Origin of the sequence: Pseudomonas sp. AG1028, from assembly GCF_007993955.1 — a bacterium.
Taxonomy (GTDB): domain Bacteria; phylum Pseudomonadota; class Gammaproteobacteria; order Pseudomonadales; family Pseudomonadaceae; genus Aquipseudomonas; species Aquipseudomonas straminea.
The window spans coordinates 354,819-376,639 of record NZ_VIVP01000003.1; the positions used below are offsets into that span (position 1 = coordinate 354,819).

Below are 21,821 nucleotides of genomic sequence, written 5' to 3' on the forward strand. Positions count from 1 at the left end.
ACACTATCCCCTGCCACTCCGGCGCCGCCCGACCCCAGGTCATCCCTTTGAAGCTTTCGCGTCTGACCCTTGCGCTGCTCTGCCTGCTGCTTGGCACCTTCGCCCGGGCCGAGCCCTATCAGATCGTCACCGAGGAATGGGCGCCCTACAACTATCAGCAGGGTGATCAACTCACCGGCATGGCCACGGATATCGTGCAGGCGATCATGATGCTGACCGGCGACAGTTTCGACGTCGTGATGGTGCCGAGCATGCGCAGCTCCCTGGTGCTGACGAATCGCCCCAGAACCATCATGTATTCGATGTTCCGCACGCCCGAGCGTGAGCCGCTGTACAAGTGGGTTGGGCCCATCGCCGAGGAGGCGATCCATCCCTACCAACTGGTCGGAACGCCGCCGGTGGATTCCCTCGAGCAGTTGCGCCAGGCGCCGCAGATCACCACCCGGCATGCCGGGCTTATTCCTGACGTGCTCGAGGCCCAGGGTTTCGGCAACCTGGACAAGAGCGCGACCAGCAGCCAGCAGCTCTATCGCATGCTGCTCGCAGGGCGCACTGGCATCATCGTCGGCGATACCGATGCCGGTGTGGCCTATTACAGCGCCCAGCTTGACATCGCCCCGGGCACGCTGCGGCGGGTGCCGGTCACGCTGTACCGCTCGGCGCTGTACATCGTCTTCAGCAAGGACAGTGACGACGCCACGGTCGCCGCCTGGGCTGAGGCCCTCGATCAGTTGCGCGCCAGTGGCGAGCTGGCGCGTATTCAGCAGCGTTACGCTCAGCCGATGGCGTATGATCGGCTACCTTGAGCCAGGCTCGGCTGATCAACCCTATCGATAGCGTCTGAACTGCCCGCGTCACATCGCACTCTGTATCCGGCGCTGCCTTTCCTGGCATTGGACTGGCCGGCACATCCGCCCCGAGGGCTGTCGTTCAACTGCAATGGATATGAATGCGGGTCCCATGGAACAACGAGCGTTTCTGATTGGCGGCGGCGAGACCGGCGCCCTAATCCGTGATCACGACTGGACAAGCAGCCCATTGGGTACGCCCGACACCTGGCCGCTGGCGCTGCGCAGTGCGCTCGAGCTGATGCTCAACTCCCCGGAAAGCATGTATCTGGTCTGGGGCCCGGAGCTGACCTTCTTCTACAACGACGCCTACCGGCCGATTTTCGGGCCGCGCCTGTCGGGTGCCCTTGGACAGCCGCTGCCGGTATTGTGGGCGGATGCCTGGGAAGCGGTACGTGCGCCGCTGATGCAGGCCATGCAGGGCGAAGCTGTGCGCTACGTCGATGTGCCCATCAAAACGGCGCGGCACGGCGAACCAGAGCAGACCTGGTGGAGCTATTCGTTCTCGCCGCTGCGTGACGATGCCGGACTGATCGCCGGCGTGCTGTGCTATACCCGCGAGACCACCGAACACGTCAAGGCCGCCCAGGCATTGCGTGACAGCGAGCAGCACCTGGACGCCCTGGTGCGCTCGTCCTCCGAGGTGCGCTTCTATATCAGCGCCGACTGGAGCCAGTTGCACGAGCTCAATGGCGGCAACTTCATCCCCGATACGCAAACCACCAACAGCAACTGGCTGGATGAATACATTCCTGCCGAGGCCCGCGATATGGTGCGGGCGGAAATCGAGCGGGCCATCGCTACCGGCATCTACCACATCGAGCATCCGGTCAACCGGGTCGATGGCACCATCGGCTGGGCTCACGTGCGTGCAGTGCCACTATTTGCCGCCGATGGTGCCATCACTAGCTGGCTGGGCGCGGCCTCCGATATCAGCGCCCGCAAGGAGGCCGAGGCCGCGCTCAAGGCCAGCGAGGCGCAACTGCGCGAACTCAACGCCACCCTCGAGCAGCAGGTGGCTGAGCGCACCGCCAAGCTGCGCCTGTTCCACGATGTGATCGAAGCCAACGCCGTGCCGATCTGCATCTTCGATACCGAGTGCCGGCAGGTCGCCTTCAACCAGGCCCACGCCCGTGCCATGCGTGAACTCTACGGCGTGACGCTGGCTGGCGGCGAAGTGCTGCCCGAGCTGATTCCCGAGCAGCAGGGCCGCGGCCTGCGTGGCTACATGCAGCGTGCCCTGAGCGGCGAAACCTTCCGCGTCGCCGCCCAGTACGGCCTGCCCACAGATGAGCTGCGCCATTACGACCTGGCCTACACGCCACTGCGTGATGCTGACGGGCAGGTCATCGGCGCCTTCCATTTCGCCCATGACATCACCGAGCAGTTGCGCGCGCAGCAGGAGCTGGAGCGTACTCAGTCGGCGCTGCGTCAGGCGCAGAAGCTCGAAGCGGTCGGCCAACTCACCGGCGGCGTGGCCCATGACTTCAACAACCTGCTGACCGTCATCCGCTCCTCCAGCAATCTGCTCAAACGACCCGGCCTGCCGGACGAGAGGCGGCTGCGTTATCTAGAGGCGATTTCCGATACGGTCGACCGTGCCGCGCGGCTGACCGGCCAGCTGCTGTCCTTCGCCCGGCGTCAGACCCTGAACCCTGAAGTGTTTTCAGTGGGGAAAAGCCTGCAGGCCCTGACCGACATGCTGGCGACCCTCAACGGCACCTGCATCGAACTGCACCTCGATTTGCCTGAGCAGCCGTGCCACGTGTACGCCGATACCAATCAGTTCGATACGGCCGTGGTCAACCTGGCGCTCAATGCCCGCGACGCGCTCAACGGCGCGGGCCGCATTCGCATTCGCGTTGCGCCCTGCATGCAGATTCCGGCCAGTCGCATGGGCGCTGCGGTCGATGGCGAGTTCGTCGCCGTGTCCATCGCCGACAACGGCACCGGCATCGAACCGGCGCATCTGGAGACGATCTTCGATCCATTTTTCACCACCAAGGAAGTGGGCAAGGGCACCGGTCTTGGCCTATCCCAGGTGTTCGGTTTCGCCAAGCAGTCAGGCGGCGAAATCGTGGTCGACAGCGTGGTGGGTGAGGGCACTACGTTCACCCTGTACCTGCCGCGTGTCGCGCAGGCGCCGTCGCCTCGCGCCACCATGGCCGAACCGCAGCTGCTGGAGGGTGCCCACGGCACCCGCGTGCTGGTCGTCGAAGACAACATCGATGTCGGCAACTTCTGCATCAGCGCGCTGCAGGAGCTCGGCTACCTGCCCACCCTGGCAAGGAATGCCGGGCAGGCGCTGGCTCTTCTGGGAGACGTCGCCCAGACCTTCGATGTGGTGTTTTCCGACGTGATGATGCCCGGCATGAATGGCATCGACTTGGGCAAGACCATCCGGCACCGTCATCCATTGCTGCCGGTGGTGCTGACCTCCGGCTACAGCGAGGTACTGGCCGAAGAGGGCAGCCACGGCTTCGAGTTGCTGCAAAAGCCTTATTCAGTGGAGCAGCTGTCGCGCATCCTTACCAAGGTGCTCCAGAGTGCCATGTCCGGCGGCTGAGCATCCGCACGGCTGCCATCACCCGGCACAAAATTTACCCAGCACTTCGCCGGAGCCTGGCCAGTCATAGCTGCAGGGTTACCCATCAGGAGTGCGCCGCGATGGCCGTGAGATTGAAAAAATTGCAGGGCAGCGAGATACCCGAAGAGCAGCGGCACCTGGGCGAGGAAGAAATCTTTCAGGTGGTCACCGCCGATGATCAGCAGCACTTCTTCGCCAGCGAAGTGGAGGCAGCCGCCAAGGTGGCGCAGCTGATCGACAACGAGCGCGACCAGAACGCGTAGCGCCCATGTTTACTGGCGAGTCAGCACCAGCGGCTTGTCCGGCCCGGGGATATGAATCTCGCTGTCGCTGATCACCTCCAGCGGTTCGCCCTGCTGCGGAAACAGCACCGCGTCGCCTTTCACGTCACTGAACAGCATCACCGCGCCGTCGAGGCGATAACGCGCCGAGGCCGAGAAATCGTAGGTCTTGATATGCGCTTTCTTGGTGATCTGCCCGTCGTCACCGAAGGTAAAGCTGATGGTCATCGGGTAGCCGTCCTGCTCGACGCTGCCGCTGTACACGCCATGGGGTAGTTGAGCTGGGGCCGGCCGAGTCTTGTAGCTATCGATCACCGCCATTTTTGCCGGGCTCACCGCTGGCGGGTTGCTGCGAAATTCGTCCATCGACTTGCGGTGCTCGTAGGGCACGTAAACGGTGACGTAAGCGCCCCAGACGATAAGCCCGATCACCATCAGGCTGAACAGGTGGCCCGATCCTCGCTGCGAATTCTTCATCGTGTTTTTCCTGCGTTACGGCGCCGGCCTTGAAAGGCGCAGATTATCGCACCAGTTTTGCCGGCCTGCAGTGGGCGTCGCTGCCGACCTGATGGCGCAGGCCGGCGGCAACGCTGCAGGTTGTCTTACTCGCTCTGCAGGGCCTCTCGCTGTTTGCGCACTTCATCGGCACTGATCGGCGCGGCGGCGTTGCCCCAGCTGTTGCGGATGTAGGTCAGCACATCGGCGACGTTCTCATCCGACAGGTTCCAGGCGAAGGCCGGCATCGCCGGGCCGGTGGGCGCCGCATCGGTGCTCACTGCACGGTTACCGGCCAGCACCACGCGGATCATGGAGGCGGCATCCTGAGCGTTGACCAGCGGCGCGTTGGCCAACTTGGGAAACAGTGTGGCAATGCCGTCGCCATTGGGCGTGTGGCAGCCCGAGCAGCGGTCGGCGTAGATGGCGCTGCCGGCCTTCATCACCGGATCATCCGCGGCCAGCGCTTTGGGCTTGTCGTGCTCGTGATCGAGGTCCTTGAGGTAGACGGCCACGGCCATCAGGTCCTCGTCACGCCAGTGCTGGGTCGAGTGCTCGACCGCCTCGGCCATCGGCCCGGAGGCGATGTCGAAACGGTTGGCGCCGGTCTTCAGGTACTGAACGATGTCCGCTTCGCTCCAGTCGCCAAGACCGACATGGGCGGCGCCGGTGATATTGGGCGCCATCCAGCCTTGCAGCACGCCACCCTGCAGGAACGCGTCGTTCTTGTCGCCGCCGAGCAGGTTCTTCGGCGTGTGGCAGCTGCCGCAGTGGCCCAGGCCCTGCACCAGATAGGCGCCGCGGTTCCATTCGGCGCTCTTGTCGGCTTTGGCCTTGAACTCGCCTTGTTCGAAGTTCATCCAGTTCCACACCTTCATGTTCATGCGCAGGCTGAAGGGGAATGGCAGCTGGTTGGTCTCCACCTTCTTGTGCACCGGCTCGATGGTGCGCAGGTAGGCCCATAGCGCCTGGTTATCGGCGCGGGTGACCTTGGTGTACGCCGAATAGGGCATGGCTGGATAGAGCTGCTTGCCGTCGCGGCGGTGGCCGCGGGCCATGCTGGCTTCGAACTCCTCGAAGCTCCAGCGGCCGATACCGGTTTCCTGGTCCGGGGTGATGTTGGCGCCCAGCAGTTTGCCGAACGGCGTATCGATGGCCACGCCGCCGGAAAACAGCGGTTTGCCGGGGATGGTGTGGCAGGCCGTGCAGTCGCCGAGTGTGGAGATGTAACGGCCTTTCTCTACCAGCTCGTAGGCGTCCTGGCCACCGAGCGCATGGGCCCCGGTGCTGGCGGTGGCCAGCAGGGCGAAGCTGACGCTGAGAAGAGTCTTCATACGTTGATCATCTCCCCGGGGCGCTTGAGGTACTGGGTGCGGATCGCGTGGGCGGCTTTGAAGGCCAGCGCGCCGACGGTGCCGGTGGGGTTGTAGCCAGGGTTCTGCGGGAAGGCCGAGGCGCCGACCACGAACAGGTTAGGCACGCCCCACACTTGCAGATGCTTGTTCACCGAGCTGGTCGCCGGGTCGGCGCCCATCACGAAGCCGCCCACCACATGGGACGACTGGTAGGAAGTGTTCGACCAGGGCCCCTTGCGCGGGCTGGCAAACATCATCTTGGGATTCAGTGCCTTGGCGATCTCGGCGGTCTTGTCGGTCACGTACTGGGCCATGCGCAGGTCGTTTTCGGTGAAGTCGAAGGTGATGCGCAACAGCGGTCGGCCGTGGGGGTCTTTGTAGGTCGGGTCGAGCGACAGGTAGTTGGTACGCGCGCTGTAGTTGCTCGCCTCGCAGCCGATGGACATGCTCGCGGCGTAGTACTGCGCCGTGGTCTTCTTCCACTCCTTGCCCCACTTGGGCGTGCCCGGCGGTACCGGGCGCGAGTTGATCGGCGCAGCGCCGATGGGCGTCACCCGGGTGCTGCCACCGCCGACGAAGCCCAGGCCGGAATGGTCGAAATTGTCGTTGTTGAATTCGTCGATGCCCATGCCGATGGCGCCGCCACCGATGAAGGGGTTGAAGTTCTTGTCATCGAAGAACAGCTGCACGTTGTTGGCCGTCTGGTAGGCGTAGTTGCGGCCAGTGGTGCCGGTGTTGCTGATCGGGTCGTACGGCTCGCCGATGCCGGAGAGCAGCATCAGGCGTACGTTCTCGAAGGTGAAGGCGGCGACTACCACGATGTCCGCTGGCTGCTCCCACTTCTCGCCGTTGGCGTCGACGTAGACGATGCCGGTGGCGCGCTTGCCGGTGCTGTCCTTGGTCACTTCCAGCACCTCGCAGTGGGTGTTGGCGGTGAAGTTGGGCATGCGCACCAGCGCCGGCAGCACGTTGACGATGGCGCTGGCCTTGGAATAGTTGGCGCAGCCGTAGTTGGTGCAGAAGCCGCAGAAGGTGCAGGGCCCCATGGTCACGCCGTACTGGTTGGTGTAGCCCTGGGAGGCCAGCGCCGACGGCACCGGGAACGGCTTGTAGCCCATGTTGCGCGCCGCTTCGGCGAACAGCGTGGGCGCGTAGGTCTGCTTGGTCGGTGGGTTGGGGTATTCATTGGAGCGCGGACCTTCGAAGGGATTGCCGCCTTCGATGATCTTGCCATCGAGGTTGCCCGCCTTGCCGGAGATGCCCGCGACGCGGTCGAAAGCGTCGTAGTGCGGCTCCATCTCTTCCCAGGTGGTACCCCAATCCTGCAGGGTCAGGCCATCGATGGCTTTGCTGCCGTAACGCTCGGTGAGGTGGCTCTTGAGGCGGAATTCCTCGGGCTGGAAGCGAAAGGTGATGCCGGCCCAGTGGTTGCCGGCTCCGCCGGTGCCATTACCCGGGTGGAACGAGCCCCAGGTGCGCATCGGCATCGCGGTTTCGCTGGGCTTGTTGCGCATCGTGCAGGTGTTCTGGCGGGTGCGCAGCATCAGCTCCTGGCGCTGCACGTAGCGCAGCTCATCAGCTACCGAGGCAATGTTGAAGTCGCTCGCCGTGTCACGCCAGGCGCCCCGCTCGAAGCCCATCACGCGCAGGCCTTCGTCGGCCAGTTCCTTGGCGATGATCGAGCCGGCCCAGCCGAGCCCTACTACCACGACGTCGGTTGCAGGCAGTTTCTTGGCCATGCCGCTCATCCTTTACGATTCCATGCCGAGCTGCCGACGATCGACAGCGGTATCAGGTCCAGCTTCTCGTTGTGCCGGTCGATGTAGGGGCGGTAGTCGTAACGCGCGCCAGGGAAGCCGAGCATCTTCCAGCTCACCATGTCGCGGTTGCCGCCGTAGATCGGGTCGGCGAAGAAGCCTTCCATGGTGTTCTGCAGCACCTGGGTGAAGAACACCTTGGACTCGATGGCCTCGAAGGTGACCTCGCCCGACTCCAGGCCCTTGAGCACCTCGTCGCGTTGCTCACTGTTCAGCTCGCTGAAGCGTTTGCCGAAAGCCTGTTGGCAATGCTTGCCGAGCTGCTCCAGGCCCAGGCGATAGCGTTCGCGGGGCAACTGTTCAGAGCCCGGCTCGATGTCCGGCACGAAGGGGCCCTGCTGGTAAAGGCGCTCGTAGGTACCGTACTGGCCAGCCAACTGGCGGTCGATGAACACCGCACAGCCTGCCTCCTTGCCGCTCGGGGACAAGTCATCGGCCGGAATCAGCTGCTCGGCAATGGCTTCCAGTTCGCGGGCTTCATCGGTGGTCAGAAACTGCCAGCCCTTGGCGTCGTAATGCAGCGGGCCGTTGTGGTCGAACGGCAGCCACTGCGGCACACCGCTGATAGTGGCGGCCTGGGCAGTGGCGGCAACGCCGGCTGCCACGCTGGCCGAGGCCTTGAGCAGCGAGCGCCGGCTCAACCCCCGTGGGGCTTCTTTGGACATGTGATCTCCTCGAACGCCGGGCATCCACTGCCCGGCTCAGGCTGTCTGATACGGAGCCACCCGAGGGTGGCAGGCGGATGCACGGGCATCCATGACGCGCGTCGACTGCTTGGGCCGGTACGAATAGTGGTTTTTCGGCACCACGACGCTGCATCGGGAGTTGTTCCGGATCGCGCGATCAGTCGCTGCAACGCATTGCAACAAACTATTGGACGCTCCCACGGAACTTCTTCCAAAGGTCCGACAGCGAAGCGGCGCGCGGTGTTCAGGCTTTTTGTTCGATTGGTCAGGAAGTTGGCTGAGGGCATCGCATCTACATCCTGGGCCTTCAGCTTGTATGGGGATGTTTCGCTCGCCAGATTGTCAGGCGCAGAGCGCCTCTTCAGGCTATTGTCAGCGCCACGCTGGGCTCTTCAAGTTTCCCTTAGACAAGCCGATGCAGCGTTACCCATCCTGGAGTTCACATCGTGTTCAACTCTCACCTCAAACAGATCAACAAGCAGCTGGAAGCTCGCTTAGCCGTGCAGGAGGAGGTAAGGGAGAACCTCGACAAAGAAATGATCATCATCCAGCTCGACGCTGGCGGGCGTATCGAGCGGGTCAACGAGCTGTTTCAAAGCGAGTTGGGCTATCGCCCCGGCGATGTCGAAGGCCAGGCCTTGGCTCAGCTGTCGCCGCCGGAGCTGGCCCGTGACCCGCACCAGTCGCGGGCGCTGTCGGCCATCAGGGAGCGTCGACATTTCAGCGGCGCGCTGCGTCTGCTGGGCAAGGATGGTCGCCACGTGTGGCTGCGTTCGGTGGTAGTGCCCATGAACGATGTACAGACTGGCAAGCAGCAGTTGGTGATCCACTCCAGCAACCTGACGCGAACCATCGAGGCCTCGCTGGAAAACGAAAGCCTGGTCAAGGCACTGATGCGCTCCACGGCGGTGATCGAGTTCAACCTCGACGGCACGGTGATCACCGCGAATGATCTGTTCTTGCGCGGCATGGGTTACAACCTGGCCCAGGTGGTCGGCAAGCATCACCATATGTTCTGCACGCCCGAGGAGAGCGCCTCGGAGGCTTATCGACAGTTCTGGGAGCGTCTGCGCCGCGGCGAATTCGTGGTCGACCGCTTCCGGCGCATCGACAGCGCTGGTCGCGACGTGTGGCTGGAGGCCTCCTACAACCCCATCATCGATCTGCACGGCAAGCTCTACAAGGTGGTCAAGCTCGCCACCGTGATCACCGAGCAGGTGAACATGGAGCAGGCCGTCGCCAAGGCCGCCAACCTGGCCTACAGCACTTCGCTGCAAACCGACGCCAGCGCCAGCAAGGGGCGTGAGGTGATCCGCGAGACCGTCGAGGTGCTGCACCGCCTGGTCAGCGCCATGGAAAACGCCACCCAGAGCATTCAGGCACTGGACGAGCAGGGCAAGGCGGTGGAAACCATCGTCGCGGCGATCAGCGGCATCGCCGACCAGACCAACCTCTTGGCGCTCAACGCCGCCATTGAGGCCGCCCGCGCCGGCGAGCAGGGCCGCGGTTTCGCCGTGGTAGCCGACGAGGTTCGCCAGCTCGCCTCGCGCACCTCCAAGGCGACTCAGGAGATCGTCGCCGTGGTGCAGCATAACCAGACGCTGGCCTCCGGCGCGGTTGACGTGATCACCCGCAGTCGCGAACTGGCGACTCAGGCGCTGACCATGGCCAATGACTCCGACGCGGTGATCCAGAACATCCAGAATGACGCCGAGTGCGTGGTCGCCGCGGTCAGCCAGTTCTCCAGCCAGGTGGCTACCTGACCGGCTGCCTGACGAGCCTTGCTAGGCTCGTCAGGCAGCCTCAATCCTCCGCTGGTACCGTCCAGAACAGCTGCACACCATCGTCGCGCCAGGCGATGGTGACGTTGTCATTCTCGGCGATCTCGTCGAGCAAACGCGTCCAGTCTTCGGGGCTGTCGCCTTCGGCGCGCAGCAGCACCGCCGAGCGCGAGCGCTGGGCGGCCGGCGCGTTGATGGCCCGGGAAACCCGGGCACCGAGCTGTTCATAGGAGGTGGCGGAGGCAGCTTGTTGAGTCATGGATGGGCTCTCGGGTTGCTGTATGTGCATACAGTAATCCGGCCAGTGGCCAGCTGTCACTCCCCGTTCGAGGTTCTGTCACTGCCGATGATGGCCAATGAATGCTCGGTGCCGTAGCAAGGGAAATACAGGCTCACGCTGGTGCCTTCGCCCAGCCGACTGGTCACGGTCAGTTGGCCGTTCATATCGGTCACGAAGCTCTTGACCATGGTCAGGCCCATGCCGCTGCTCTTGTCGGCCGCGCGGGTGGTATAGAAGGGCGCGAAGATATGCTCCAGCGCCTCGGGCGCGATGCCGCTTCCGGTATCCGTGATGCGGATCGCCACGTAACGCCCGGCCTTGAAGTTGGCGTTGTGCTCGGGGAAGTTGCTGCGGTCCAGATGGGTGTTAAAGGTGCTCAGCGTCAGCTGGCCGCCACTGGGCATGGCATCGCGTGCATTGGTCACCAGGTTGATGATGGCACTTTCCAGGTGCTGACGATTGGCGCGCAGAAAGCTGCTGTCGGTGGCCAGGTCGAGCTGGCAGCTGATCGCCTGGCCCACCTCATTGCCGATCAGTGTGTTCATGCCCAGCAGCAACTGATTGGGGTCGATGCGCTCCAGGGTTCTGGGCCGCGTACGGGCGAACAGCAGCAAACCCTCGGCCAACTCCGTGACCTTGTCGGTCGCCTCCCGACACAGCGCGTAACGCGCCTGCAACTGTTCGGAGCCGGCCTCACGGATTTCCTTCTCCATCAGCGCCAGGCTCATCGACAGGCTGGTCAGCTGGTTGGTGAACTCGTGGACCACACCACCGCCGACCTTGCCGATCTGCTCCATCTTCTGCGCCTGCAGCAGGGCGTTGTGCAGGTTGTTGTGTATCTGCGCCTGCGCCGCCTGCTGGCGCAGATCCTGGATGCTGTTCATGAAGCCGACCATGTTCCCATCCTTGTCGAGCAGGGGAACGATGTTGGCGAGAATCGGCACCTGGCTGCCGTCACGCCGCTCGACGATCATGCGCAGGTTGGTGATCGGCTTCTTGCTCAGCAGCACCGCCGCCAGCGGCGACTGCTCGAACGGCATATGCGCGCCGTCCTCGCTACGCAGGCGATAGGCGCCGGTGTACTTGACCTGCCCCTGGCTGATATCCGGCGCCTCACCCCAGATATCCGCCGCCTTGGCGTTGTAGGTCGTCAACTGCCCCGCCGCATCGCACAGGTAAACCCCAACCGGCAGAAACTCGATCAGCTCATGGCCCAGCTTGCGCACGAGCGGCACATCATCAGGCAACCGCAAACCGGCGCCGAGCGGGTTATCTGCCATGGTGGCTCCGTTTGGTGGTGGGGGTAGCGTAGTCGTTTCGAGGGGCGGGGGCGATAGGGTGATTGGGCAGATGAAGATGAGCTGAAATGCAGAACTCAGAAACGACAAGCCCCGCATTTCTGCGAGACATTGTGTTGTATAGCGTCGGCGCCAAGAGCCAAGCTATATCTTATCTATCTGATTTTAATGAGGTTTTAATAGGTTTTTATATCGTCTTATCCCTTCAAATATCCTTTATCCTGGCACCGATCGAATGCGTTCTGCGCATTTGAATTTTAGCTATGCCTGAACGTATTGGATTTCTTTACCAGGGGTGGTGTAGACATGCTGAGTGCTGACTCACTTCGTTAGATACGCTCAAAACACAATTTGGAGATTATTAATGGAAGAAGAAATCATCTTGGTACATGACGGCGTCGTTTATGCCGCGTCCTACACCGACTTGGGCGACGAAATACTGGTGCTGCTTCCAGACGGAACTCAGCGCACCACGATTCTACGAGGCCTCACTCCTGAGTCAGCTGCTATGACCCACCTGCGTGGCTACGTTAGCTCTCTGAACGTGGGACTTAAGTGATTAATGACTAGTATGCTGGGGCCCTATGGATTGTGTGAGAAATCTCGCCAGGCGTTGTTGGAGGACTTGGCAAGGGAAAAAGCGAACGGCCAGTCCCTTCCTAGGGGATCGCTGCCTAGCCTGGCGAGGTTTCTCGCAACAACGCGGCTCGGGTTGAAACGGAAACAGACCTAAAGCAGGTTGGTCACCGCAATCGCCTTGTTTCGAATGCAGGCTGTTCCTGAGTGGAGAGGAAGGTTTACAGGCAATAGTTCTCCACCATACCGCTCTTGTAGAAAAGACCCGTCGACCACTTCTATCCATGCAGTGGCCAACTGATCGAGCGAAGACCGTCATGACTGCTTACCGAGTCGCTCGATGGGTGTCGTAAGAATGATGGCAAATTGACTATTTTCGAGTCATGATCAGACCCGTGTTTGTGCAAGCGCGCCAAACAGTACCAGCCTATGCATTAGGCCAAACCAAGGATCGGATCAGTGTCGTCACCTGCAGATAGTCCGCCGTCGCTCAGTAGCGTTATCCAGAAACTCTTGGATAAATCACCATTAGATCGTTTTGTTAAGTGTGTCGTAGATTTAACGAGCGTACCTCCCTATAAGGCTCCACGGGTCGCACTTCTGCATGTACGATTTAAGGAAGATGCTCCCAGTATAAGAGCTTTTTCCGATTTCCTTGGAAACCAAGCGGCGAATTATGCACTGAGTCGTCGACGCCGAGATGCATACCAAGCCCAGATGGCATCTGCGGAAAACGGCGATGTGTCAGCTGCGCAAGAACTTAGCCGGGCTGTTAGAAAGGCATTCATTGAGTTTCGAAAGGCTAACCCATCTCGAGCCAGCGAGGTGGGTGAAGTGCTCGCATACTGCGTCGCCGTTCACCATCTTCAGGCTTCTCAACTGATTGCCAAGATGGCCTTGAAAACCTCCAATAACATGCCTGTTTATGGCCTCGATGGTATTCATGCATCCGTAGTCAACGGCGAATTGAATGTTTTCTTTCTTGAGTCCAAGCTCGCCGGTACCGCCGCCAGTGGCACTGCTGACTATGCAGAGTCCGTTTCTGGCTTTCTCAAAGATGACGGGCAATATGAGCATGAGTACGGGCTGGTAACCAGCTTAGGAAATCTTGATGTACTGGAACAGGCTGATAAAGACCTGATGCTAAATTATCTGGACGTATTTGGTAATCCGAATGCTCCCAAACGTGAGCGGTCTGTCGGTGTAGTCTGTTATTCAGAGGTCAAGCATTTTGCGAACAAGCTTGAAGTTGATGACGGCCCGTTATCCAAACATGAGGATTATTTCGGGGAGTTGTATAAAGGAGACTTAAACAGACATTTTACTAATCTCAACAACCAGCTGGGTGTTAAGGGAGTTGATCCAAATAAATGCATGGTTTATTTGGTGGCTGTACCTGATATCGATGAGCTAAGAGAGATGTTTTACGAGTCGATAGGCATTGGGAGTTTGGATTCTGATGTCCCTCTCACTCCGCCATCCGCGACTGAGAGCGCTGAAGTATGAGTACTTTTGCAGCAGAGCTTTCGTCAAGATTTTTAAAAAATGAAAAATTTAAGGCTGCACTAAATCATCTTCAAGGGTGTGGTGCCGTAAGTGCTCTGCCTGAATCAGTCATACAGCCACACGGGCTGCCTGATAATGACAGACTAGGGAAGATGCTATATTGCGCATCAGTGTTGGCGCAATCTGGTATCGAATTGCATATCAGCTTGGCTCAAGCGATAGCTTTTAACGCCATGTTAGTATCGCAGGACCCGAGTGTGCTTGAACGATGTACGGCGATACTGACGGAAATTGGAAACTTTCCTAGTTTGATTTATGCAGAGAAGCGGTTCTCTACGAAGCCTTCAACCTTGTTAGGAATGATTCAGAGGAATGTTGTCGAACAGCTGAATACAGTTGAAGTAGCCGGTACGGCTGTTGCACTAACCGATTATCAGCGAAAAGTGTGGGGCTCTCTCCAGAGTCGGCGCTCTTTAGCTATTTCTGCGCCTACTTCCGCTGGAAAGTCATTTTTGGTAATTGAACATCTGTGTAGAGATGCGGTGACAATTCCAACTTATGTGTTCGTCTACATCGCGCCTACGCGTGCTCTATTGTCTGAAGTTTACATGAAAATCAAAGAGCGACTTTCGAGTGAGTTAGGAATTCGGGTCACAGATATCCCTACTTTTGAGAACGTATCTCGGCAAATTTTTGTGCTGACCCAAGAACGGTTCAAAGCTCTCCTTTCGATAACCTCATCTCCAATAAATCTTGTGATCGTAGACGAGGCTCAAAATTTATCAGATGGCGCACGAGGGATGATCTTGCAGGATTGTATTGAGCAGTGCTATTCCCGTGACCAGAAAAACCACGTAGTTATGCTCGCACCGGGCGCTCAAGGCTTTAAAGCTGCACTAGAGATATTGGGGATGCCTGAAGTTTCAGAAGTCAGCACCTCTGTATCACCTGTCCTGCAAAATCGTATCGTGGTATCAAAGACGCCATCTTTAAATCAGCTAGATTTTAAGCTGCTTAACTCGCATGGTTGCACTCATATAGGAACTATGCCGTGCAAAGTCGGACTTGATTTGGTTGAAAGTCGGCTCGCTGCTGTGGCACTAGAGTTGGGCAGCGGCGGTGGATCCTTGGTATATGCAAAAACGCCTACTGAGGCAGCGGCTATTGCCGGTTCAATTGCCCTAAGTTTAGATGATATTGATAATGACGAGCTTGCCACATTTATCAAGGAACATATTCACCCCGAGTATCACTTGATCGGAATGGTTAAAAAGGGGGTGGCATTCCATTATGGTCAGATGCCAACTCTGCTTCGTGAAGCCATTGAGGCCGCGTTTCGTGCGGGCACTATCAAGTTTCTAGTGTGCACTACAACCCTTTTTCAGGGCATAAATCTCCCAGCTCGAAATGTATTCATAAGTACGCCTGCCAGAGGGCGTGGTCATAGTGTGATTTTGGATCCTGCTCTACTTTGGAATTTTGCTGGTAGAGCTGGGCGTATGGCCAAAGATATCGTCGGCAACGTATTCCTTATCGATTATGATCATTGGACTGCTAAGCCAATGGATATATTTTATAAATTTACAATCAAATCTGCGCTTTCTGAGTTCGTAACTGAGAGTGCCAAGGATGTGGTTACAGTGTTGAACAAAGGGAAGCTCGAATCCAAACCGAGGGATGAGCACTCCCGCAATGCAATTGCTTCGGCTGGTATGCTGGTCAGCAAGTCTCGACAAGGAGTAGTCGAGGAGTATCTTGATCGAATTGCGCCAGAGTTAAATTATTTTGAGTTGCAGGATCTTCAACGGGCAGCTGATAAAGCGTCTGAAATCATCCAACTGCCTCAGCATGTTATAGATGGAAACTGGACATTAGATTTGTTTGCTCTAGATAAGTTGATGGCTCACCTCGTCGAGCGGCTCAAGAATGGCACTATTGACGAAGTAGTACCTAAAAGTCCGGCGGATTTAGGTAAGAAAGCCTTTAGGCACTATAAGGAAATATTCAATATACTTTTCAAATATATAAAAGGATTTGATAAAAACTTTGGTGGCTACGTGGCCCGTATCGCAGTTAAGTGGATGGAGGGAAAACCTTATCCAGTAATTCTGAAATATGAGGTCAGAAGTGAAAGGCGTCGGATTGTAAATAAGCGTAATCTGGAATTGCTCAATCTTAATACCATTCCGAATTATAAGTCTAAGGTTTTTGCAGATGTGAATCCGAGTAAGGTTATCAAGAGTGCGTTTGAAACCATTGAAGACGTCATCCGATTTCAGCTTGTGCAGATGGGTAAGGCCTATAATGATATATTGATTCATGTATTTAATAAAAGCGGACTCACTCACAAGGTTTCCGAGGTTTTTGACTTCGCACTAGCCTTGGAGCTTGGAGTCAGCACTAATACAGGGCGGGCATTTCTGGAGTTAGGACTCTCCCGGATTGCTGCTTCTGAGCTTCAAAGAATTATCCCTGATAGTAATCTTGATGCGTCAGCAGCGAGAGAAGTCTTATTAAGTTTTGACTCATCACCTTTCAAACTCAGTCCTGTAATCTTGGCGGAAATTGATAAGGTTAAATCTACCTTTCTAGCTGTTGACGTCTTAGTTCCTAATTGATTTTAAGCGCGCGGAAAAGCGAACAGATTTATTTTTCGCTTCTGGGGGGAGCTTTGCTCCAGTTACTTGCGCGCTTGGCTTTGAAGCCGGGGGGGCAGGTCGGCGCTGCGAGTGCGGAGGCTGAAAACGTCCGGCGTGCGGCTGTGCTCCAGATCATCGAAGGCGTAGGTGCCTTCGTCGACAACGCCGCTCCAACCGAGCCACAGGCGCACTGTGGCGCCCTTCGGGTGATGATAAGCAGGTCGTCGTGGTCGGTGAGCTAGATGTCTAGCGTGCCGGCCTCATGCCGCGGTTATCGGCACGTCGCTCATTACGTGGAGCTAGAAACAACAAAGCCCCGCATTTCTGCGAGGCTTTGTGTTGTATGGTGCCGGCACCAGGAGTCGAACCCGGGACCTACTGATTACAAGTCAGTTGCTCTACCAGCTGAGCTATACCGGCTTTTGAGGGCCGCCATTATATCGATTCGTTTGCATGAGTAAAGCGGCGCGAGGCAGCTTTTTTGCGGGTATTTCAGCCGCTCTGGCTGGGGCTTATGCACAAATGGGCGGCGGCTAGAGGCTTTTTAGAGAATTTCTACGCAGCCTTTCACGGTTTTTGCAAGCGGCTGTTTTATATAGAGTTTTATTGGTGGTTGAAAAGTGATCAGCTTTAGCCGCGCTTCATGGCTGGTGGGCTGGCGTAGTTTGCTCAGCTTCTATGAACAGAGTTATCCACAGATTGTGTGCGCAACTTAGCCGCGCTCGGCGAGCAGCAGCAGGTTGCGTGGGGTCAGGTGGGTTGCGCAGAACTTGCCGAGGCGTACGGCATAGCCCTGCTCCTGCAGATACAGGGCGCGGTCGAGTACCAGCCAGAGTTCCAGGGGGCGGCGGAACAGGCCGCGTACCAACTCCAGATTGCGCACCTCGGCCAGGCGTTGCCAGCCGGCTGCTTCCAGGCGCTGCCAGTCGTGCTCGCCAACAGCGGGCAGCTGTTTGAGTGCGGCGAGGTCGCGGCAGTAGTCGGCGAAGGGTTTCTTCAGCCAGGCGGGCGGCAGCGAGGGTGTGGGCAGGTAGGTGTCGACGCCGCGCAGTTCGCGCTGCAGCAGGTCGAAGGCCAGGCGCCAGGCCATGGACCGATCACGTTGCTGGCGCACTCGGTTGCCGGCGGTCACGGTTTCGCTCATGGGCAGGGCCAGATCGTCCAGCGAGAGGCGAAGTGGCGAGCCCTGTGCAGTTGTGGATAACGGCTTGTAGTCGGCAGCTGCCGCGCGGTTGTAGCAACAGGGCGCGATGGCCAACTGGCGACAGCCCGCAGCGCTGGCCAGCTGCATCAGCCGCACGTGCAGGTCGCCGCAGGCGTGCAGGGCCACGGGGCTGTGTTCGGCATACAGCTGGGCGGCAGCGGCTTCGGCAAGTACGTCCTGCTCGATATGCTGGGCTGTTATTCCCAGGCGGCAGCTCAGTTCGGCGCCGCTGGCTACCAGTGCCGGATCGTATTCCAGACAGGTTAGCTTCTGGCCAGCGTGGGCGAGTACCCGGCCGAGGTGGCCCTTGCCGGCGCACCAGTCCAGCCAGTGCTGCGGAGGTTGGGCGAAGGCCAGGCTGCTGCCGAAGGCGCGTATCTGCTGCCATTTGCGACCGGGAACGTCCACCGAGAAGCGCGGCGGCAGATCGGCCGAGGGCTGCTGAGGCAGGTCGCCGACTTGGCTCAGGTGCTCGGCCTGTAAGGCCAGTGCGGAGAAGGGCGCTGGTGCGCCGCTCAGTGTCGTCGGTTGATTGTGGCTGGCCTCGGCCTGCTCCAGGGTACGGCTGCGCAGCCAGGCGGCCAGTTCGGCATGCTGGTTTTCCCAGGGCAGTGTCTGGTGGGTGAAGGGCCGGGGTTTCCACAGCGCCTGGTGGGCGACGAGAAACTTGTCCAGCGCCTGGAAGCGCTGGAGCAGCTCGACGCCACTGAGGGGCGGGATAGATTCGGTTGTCATAAGCGACTGCGACGGGGCTTGCGCCCCGTCGTCACCCTAGCGGCCCTGGCAGGCGTCGACGCGCAGCCAGCGTTCCAAGAGCTTGAAACCGTTGATCAGGACGAAGGTGATTAGCAGGTAGAACACAGCCGCAACCACGAAGAACTCCATGTTCACATAGGTGCGTGCGTTAAGTGTGCGCGCCATGCCGGTGAGGTCCAGCAGGGTCACGGTGCTGGCCAGGGCGCTGGCCTTGAGCATCAGGATCACTTCGTTACTGTAGGCCGGCAGGCCGATGCGCGCCGCCCGTGGCAGCACGATGTGCAGCATGGCTTTGGCCCGCGACATACCCAGTGCCCGCGCCGCTTCGATCTCCCCCGGTGGTACGGCCTGAATGGCGCCACGCAGAATCTCGGCGATATAGGCGGTGGTATGCAGGGTCATGGTGATCACCGCGCACCAGTACGGGTCGCGCAGGTACGGCCACAGCGGGCCCTGGCGCACGGCCTCGATCTGCGCCAGACCGTAGTAGACCAGGAACAGCTGCACCAGCATCGGGGTGCCACGAAAGAAGAAGATATAGCCGTAGGGCAGAGAGCGTACGTACCAGCGGTGCGAGGAGCGGGCAATGCCCATGGGGATCGCCAGAATCAGCCCGGCAATCACCGCTACGGTGAGCAACTCGATGGTCAGCAGCGCACCTTCAGCCATTTTGGGCAGGTACTTGAGCATCAACTCCCAGTTCATTGAGTGCTCCTTACGAAGCCGCGGGTGGCTCTTTTCTCAAGGAAGTGCAAGCCAATCATGGAAACGATGGTCAGCCCCAGATAGATGATGGCGGCTACCAGGTAGAAGGTCATGGGCTGCTTGGTGGATGTCACGGCAATTTGTGACTGACGCATGATCTCGGTCAGGCCGATGACCGACACCAGCGCGGTGTCCTTCATCAGGATCATGAACAGGTTGCCCAGGCCCGGCATCGCGATACGCCACATCTGCGGCAGGATCAGTTGCCAGAGAATGCGGCCTTTGGAAAGTCCCAGCGCCAGACCCGCTTCGCGGTGACCCTTGGGGATAGCCAGGATGGCGCCGCGGAATACTTCGGTGGCATAGGCGCCGAAGCACAGACCAAGGGCAATGACGCCCGCCGTGAATGGGCCGAGTTCCAGACTGCCGACACCGAGGCGTTCGCCCAGCTCGCGCAGAACGTTCACGGTGCCGAAATAGATGAGTAGTACCCATAGCAGTTCGGGCACGCCGCGAACCAGGGTCGAGTAGGTGCCGCCAAGCCACTGCAGCGGCTTGTAGGGCGAAGTCTTGGCGAAGGCGCCGAGCAGGCCAAGCACCAGACCGAGGCACAGGGCGCTGAGCGCCAGTTGCACGGTCATCAGGGTGCCGGCGGCCAGGGCCGGGCCGAATCCGGAAAGATCGAAATTCATGGAAACTCAAAGGCCCGCGCCGCCAGTGGCGACGCGGGCAGGCTGCTTAGTAGATGCTGAAGGGGAAGTACTTGTCGTTGATCTTCTTGTAGGTGCCGTCGGCAACGATTTCCTCGAGGGCCTTGTTCAGGCGCTCGCGCAGCGGGTCACCCTTGCGCACGGCGATGCCGATCTTGTCGTTGTCGAATACCGGGTCGCCCTTGAATTCGAAGTCCTTGCCGGCATCGCTCTTGAGCCATTCCCAGTTCACGAAAGTGTCGGCCAGCACGCCATCGACGCGGCCGGAGGCCAGGTCCAGGTAAGCGTTTTCCTGAGTGTCGTAGAGTTTCACGTCCACCACGCCGCCCATGTTGTCTTCCAGCCAGGTGCCGGCGATGGTCGCGCGCTGGGCACCGATGACCTTGCCTTTAAGGCTGGCCTTGTCGGTCTTGAAGTCAGCGCTTTTCGGGGCGATGAACTGCAGCTTGTTGGTGTAGTACGGATTGGTGAAGTCCACGGCCTGCTTGCGCTCGTCGGTGATCGACATGGAGGCGATCAGGAAGTCGAATTTCTTGGCGTTCAGGGCCGGGATGATGCCGTCCCAGTCGGAGGTGACCACTTCGCACTCGGCTTTCATCTTGGCGCACAGGGCCTGGCCGACTTCCACGTCGAAGCCGCCGACCTGGCCGCTGGCGTCGATGAGGTTGAAGGGTGGGTAGGCGCCTTCGGTGCCGATCTTCAGTTTGTCAGCAGCGACGGCACTGGTGCCGAAAGCCAGAGTGGCGGCAGCTGCCAGCAGAATCTTCTTATAGCTATGCATGCGTGATTGCTCCGTGTTTAACGATTGCTGGACATGAATTGTTTGCAGCGCGCCGACGTCGGGTTGTCGAACACCTGATCGGGCGTGCCCTGTTCCTCGACCACGCCCTGGTGCAGGAATACCACCTGGCTGGAAACCTGGCGAGCAAAGCTCATCTCGTGGGTCACCAGCAGCATGGTGCGGCCTTCTTCGGCGAGCGCGCGGATCACAGTAAGCACTTCTTGTACCATTTCCGGGTCGAGGGCCGAAGTCGGCTCGTCGAACAGGATCACCTTGGGCTGCATCGCCAGGGTGCGGGCAATGGCGGCACGCTGCTGCTGGCCGCCGGAAAGCTGATTGGGGTAGACGTGGCGCTTGTCGGCGATGCCGACCTTGGCCAGCAGCGCCTCGGCGATTTCGCGGGCCTCGGCCTTGCTCTTGCCGAGCACGCGTCGCGGTGCTTCGGTGATGTTGTCCAGCACGGTCATGTGTGGCCAGAGATTGAAATTCTGGAACACGAAGCCGATTTCGCTGCGCAGGCGGTTGATCTGGCGGTTGTCGGCGGCGACCAGTTCGCCGTTCTTCTGTGCCTTGAGCTTGAGCTCTTCGCCGGCCACGAGGATCTGGCCCTGATGGGGATTTTCCAGCAGGTTGATGCAGCGCAGGAAGGTCGATTTGCCTGAGCCGGACGAGCCGAGAATGGAGATCACGTCACCGTCGCGTGCCGTGAGGGAAATGCCTTTGAGCACTTCGAGGTCGCCATAGCGTTTGTGCAGATTGCGGATTTCCAGCGCGGGCGTGGCCTCAGCCATCAAGCAGTCCTCTTAATTCTTGTGCGGATGGAATCCGTGTTCGGCGGGGCTGTGGGCAGCAAACCTAGCATAGGCCCCAGGGGGCGCCAAGGTCGTTACTGGCCCGTTGCCGTCACGGTCGCAGGGTTGTCGCATCATCGCAGGCTGTTGTCGCCACGCCGCAAAAAAGACGGGCAAGCAGGCTGCAGGATGAAAAAGACGCGCACCCTACTGATATCCGCCTCGCAATTCCAGTGCCAGCCAGCGAATTGGCCGATCTGGAGCCAAGCCTGTCAGTTGCCGAGCATGCTCTGCACCTTGTCGCGCAGTGCATCGAGCGAGAAGGGTTTGCCGATGATCGAGGTGCGGTTGGCCGGCTCGCTCTTGTCGATCTCCACGCTTTCTGCGTAACCGCTGGCGTACAGCACCTTGAGATCGGGACGCAGCTGGCGCGCAGCAACCGCCAGTTCCTGGCCGCTCATGCCGGGCAGACCGATGTCGGTCATCAGCAGGTCGATGTGTTCGTCGCTGCGCAGGATCTGCAGCGCCTGCTGGGCTTCGCCCGCTTCGGTCACGCGGTAATCGAGCTCTTCGAGCACTTCCACTGTAAGCATGCGCACCACTTCGGAATCTTCCACGAGCAGGATGCTCTGGCCGGCGGTTGATGCGCCTGGAGCTAGGTCTGACAACGGCGTTACCTCTGATAAAGGATGGTGAAACCGCAGAACGTCCTGGCGGGCGGTTGG

At 59.4% G+C, this 21,821-nt stretch carries 18 protein-coding genes, 1 tRNA gene and 2 pseudogenes; 8 read left to right on the plus strand and 13 right to left on the minus strand.

Annotated features, from left to right (window positions below; genetic code table 11):
* Nucleotides 1-47: 47 nt before the first annotated feature.
* The 3 genes from FB481_RS06865 to FB481_RS06875 all read left to right on the plus strand — a co-directional run bounded on the left by FB481_RS06865 (nucleotide 48) and on the right by FB481_RS06875 (nucleotide 3,698).
* On the plus strand, nucleotides 48-806 hold the full coding sequence (locus FB481_RS06865; protein ID WP_147175634.1) for an ABC transporter substrate-binding protein: 759 nt from the start codon (nucleotides 48-50) through the stop codon (nucleotides 804-806).
* A gap of 154 nt (nucleotides 807-960) precedes the next feature.
* Nucleotides 961-3,414, plus strand: coding sequence for a PAS domain-containing protein (locus tag FB481_RS06870; RefSeq protein WP_178109845.1), 2,454 nt, complete (start codon nucleotides 961-963; stop codon nucleotides 3,412-3,414).
* Nucleotides 3,415-3,515: 101 nt separating this feature from the next.
* On the plus strand, nucleotides 3,516-3,698 hold the full coding sequence (locus tag FB481_RS06875; protein WP_147175636.1) for a hypothetical protein: 183 nt from the start codon (nucleotides 3,516-3,518) through the stop codon (nucleotides 3,696-3,698).
* A gap of 9 nt (nucleotides 3,699-3,707) precedes the next feature.
* Here the strand turns inward: FB481_RS06875 and FB481_RS06880 are convergent, their stop codons facing one another.
* The 4 genes from FB481_RS06880 to FB481_RS06895 form a co-directional block, all read right to left on the minus strand.
* Nucleotides 3,708-4,193: a hypothetical protein gene (locus tag FB481_RS06880; protein ID WP_147175637.1), complete on the minus strand. Its 486-nt coding sequence runs from the start codon at nucleotides 4,191-4,193 to the stop codon at nucleotides 3,708-3,710.
* A 125-nt stretch (nucleotides 4,194-4,318) separates the two neighbouring features.
* Nucleotides 4,319-5,545: a cytochrome c gene (locus FB481_RS06885; RefSeq protein WP_147175638.1), complete on the minus strand. Its 1,227-nt coding sequence runs from the start codon at nucleotides 5,543-5,545 to the stop codon at nucleotides 4,319-4,321.
* Nucleotides 5,542-7,305, minus strand: a complete 1,764-nt coding sequence (locus tag FB481_RS06890) for a GMC family oxidoreductase (protein ID WP_147175639.1) — start codon at nucleotides 7,303-7,305, stop codon at nucleotides 5,542-5,544. Before FB481_RS06890 ends, FB481_RS06885 begins: the two co-directional genes overlap by 4 nt.
* Nucleotides 7,306-7,310: 5 nt before the next feature.
* The gene (locus FB481_RS06895) at nucleotides 7,311-8,048 is read right to left on the minus strand and encodes a gluconate 2-dehydrogenase subunit 3 family protein (protein ID WP_093500115.1); all 738 of its coding nucleotides are present in this window, start codon (nucleotides 8,046-8,048) and stop codon (nucleotides 7,311-7,313) included.
* 557 nt (nucleotides 8,049-8,605) lie between these two features.
* Between FB481_RS06895 and FB481_RS23520 the strand changes: the two are divergent.
* Nucleotides 8,606-9,292, plus strand: a pseudogene (locus FB481_RS23520) (PAS domain-containing protein); the annotation flags it as partial.
* A gap of 186 nt (nucleotides 9,293-9,478) precedes the next feature.
* Nucleotides 9,479-9,832: pseudogene (locus FB481_RS23525) on the plus strand (methyl-accepting chemotaxis protein); the annotation flags it as partial.
* 40 nt (nucleotides 9,833-9,872) lie between these two features.
* Here FB481_RS23525 and FB481_RS06905 read toward each other — a convergent pair.
* A complete protein-coding gene (locus FB481_RS06905; protein ID WP_147175640.1) occupies nucleotides 9,873-10,109 on the minus strand; it encodes a DUF1654 domain-containing protein in 237 nt (78 codons plus the stop codon).
* A gap of 56 nt (nucleotides 10,110-10,165) precedes the next feature.
* Complete coding sequence (locus tag FB481_RS06910) at nucleotides 10,166-11,410, minus strand: nitrogen regulation protein NR(II) (RefSeq protein ID WP_178109846.1); 1,245 nt, start codon at nucleotides 11,408-11,410, stop codon at nucleotides 10,166-10,168.
* A gap of 382 nt (nucleotides 11,411-11,792) precedes the next feature.
* Here FB481_RS06910 and FB481_RS06915 point away from each other — a divergent pair, with 382 nt between their 5' ends.
* The 3 genes from FB481_RS06915 to FB481_RS06925 all read left to right on the plus strand — a co-directional run bounded on the left by FB481_RS06915 (nucleotide 11,793) and on the right by FB481_RS06925 (nucleotide 16,128).
* Nucleotides 11,793-11,987, plus strand: a complete 195-nt coding sequence (locus FB481_RS06915) for a hypothetical protein (RefSeq protein WP_147175642.1) — start codon at nucleotides 11,793-11,795, stop codon at nucleotides 11,985-11,987.
* A gap of 476 nt (nucleotides 11,988-12,463) precedes the next feature.
* Nucleotides 12,464-13,510 carry a DUF1837 domain-containing protein gene (locus FB481_RS06920; RefSeq protein ID WP_256662713.1) on the plus strand — a complete coding sequence of 349 codons (1,047 nt, stop codon included), beginning with the start codon at nucleotides 12,464-12,466 and terminating at the stop codon, nucleotides 13,508-13,510.
* A complete protein-coding gene (locus FB481_RS06925; RefSeq protein WP_147175643.1) occupies nucleotides 13,507-16,128 on the plus strand; it encodes a DEAD/DEAH box helicase in 2,622 nt (873 codons plus the stop codon). Before FB481_RS06920 ends, FB481_RS06925 begins: the two co-directional genes overlap by 4 nt.
* A 365-nt stretch (nucleotides 16,129-16,493) precedes the next feature.
* On the opposite strand, the gene FB481_RS06930 is transcribed toward FB481_RS06925, so the two are convergent.
* The 7 genes from FB481_RS06930 to FB481_RS06960 form a co-directional block, all read right to left on the minus strand.
* Nucleotides 16,494-16,569, minus strand: a tRNA-Thr gene (locus FB481_RS06930).
* A 292-nt stretch (nucleotides 16,570-16,861) separates the two neighbouring features.
* A complete protein-coding gene (locus FB481_RS06935; protein WP_147175644.1) occupies nucleotides 16,862-18,088 on the minus strand; it encodes a methyltransferase in 1,227 nt (408 codons plus the stop codon).
* A 36-nt stretch (nucleotides 18,089-18,124) separates the two neighbouring features.
* The gene (locus FB481_RS06940; RefSeq protein ID WP_093500105.1) at nucleotides 18,125-18,814 is read right to left on the minus strand and encodes an ABC transporter permease; all 690 of its coding nucleotides are present in this window, start codon (nucleotides 18,812-18,814) and stop codon (nucleotides 18,125-18,127) included.
* Nucleotides 18,811-19,506: an ABC transporter permease gene (locus FB481_RS06945; RefSeq protein WP_093500103.1), complete on the minus strand. Its 696-nt coding sequence runs from the start codon at nucleotides 19,504-19,506 to the stop codon at nucleotides 18,811-18,813. Before FB481_RS06945 ends, FB481_RS06940 begins: the two co-directional genes overlap by 4 nt.
* 46 nt (nucleotides 19,507-19,552) lie before the next feature.
* A complete protein-coding gene (locus FB481_RS06950) occupies nucleotides 19,553-20,305 on the minus strand; it encodes an ABC transporter substrate-binding protein (RefSeq protein ID WP_147175645.1) in 753 nt (250 codons plus the stop codon).
* Between the two features lie 17 nt (nucleotides 20,306-20,322).
* On the minus strand, nucleotides 20,323-21,096 hold the full coding sequence (locus FB481_RS06955; protein ID WP_093500098.1) for an ABC transporter ATP-binding protein: 774 nt from the start codon (nucleotides 21,094-21,096) through the stop codon (nucleotides 20,323-20,325).
* 272 nt (nucleotides 21,097-21,368) lie between these two features.
* Nucleotides 21,369-21,713, minus strand: a complete 345-nt coding sequence (locus FB481_RS06960) for a response regulator (protein ID WP_279626485.1) — start codon at nucleotides 21,711-21,713, stop codon at nucleotides 21,369-21,371.
* Nucleotides 21,714-21,821 lie beyond the last annotated feature (108 nt).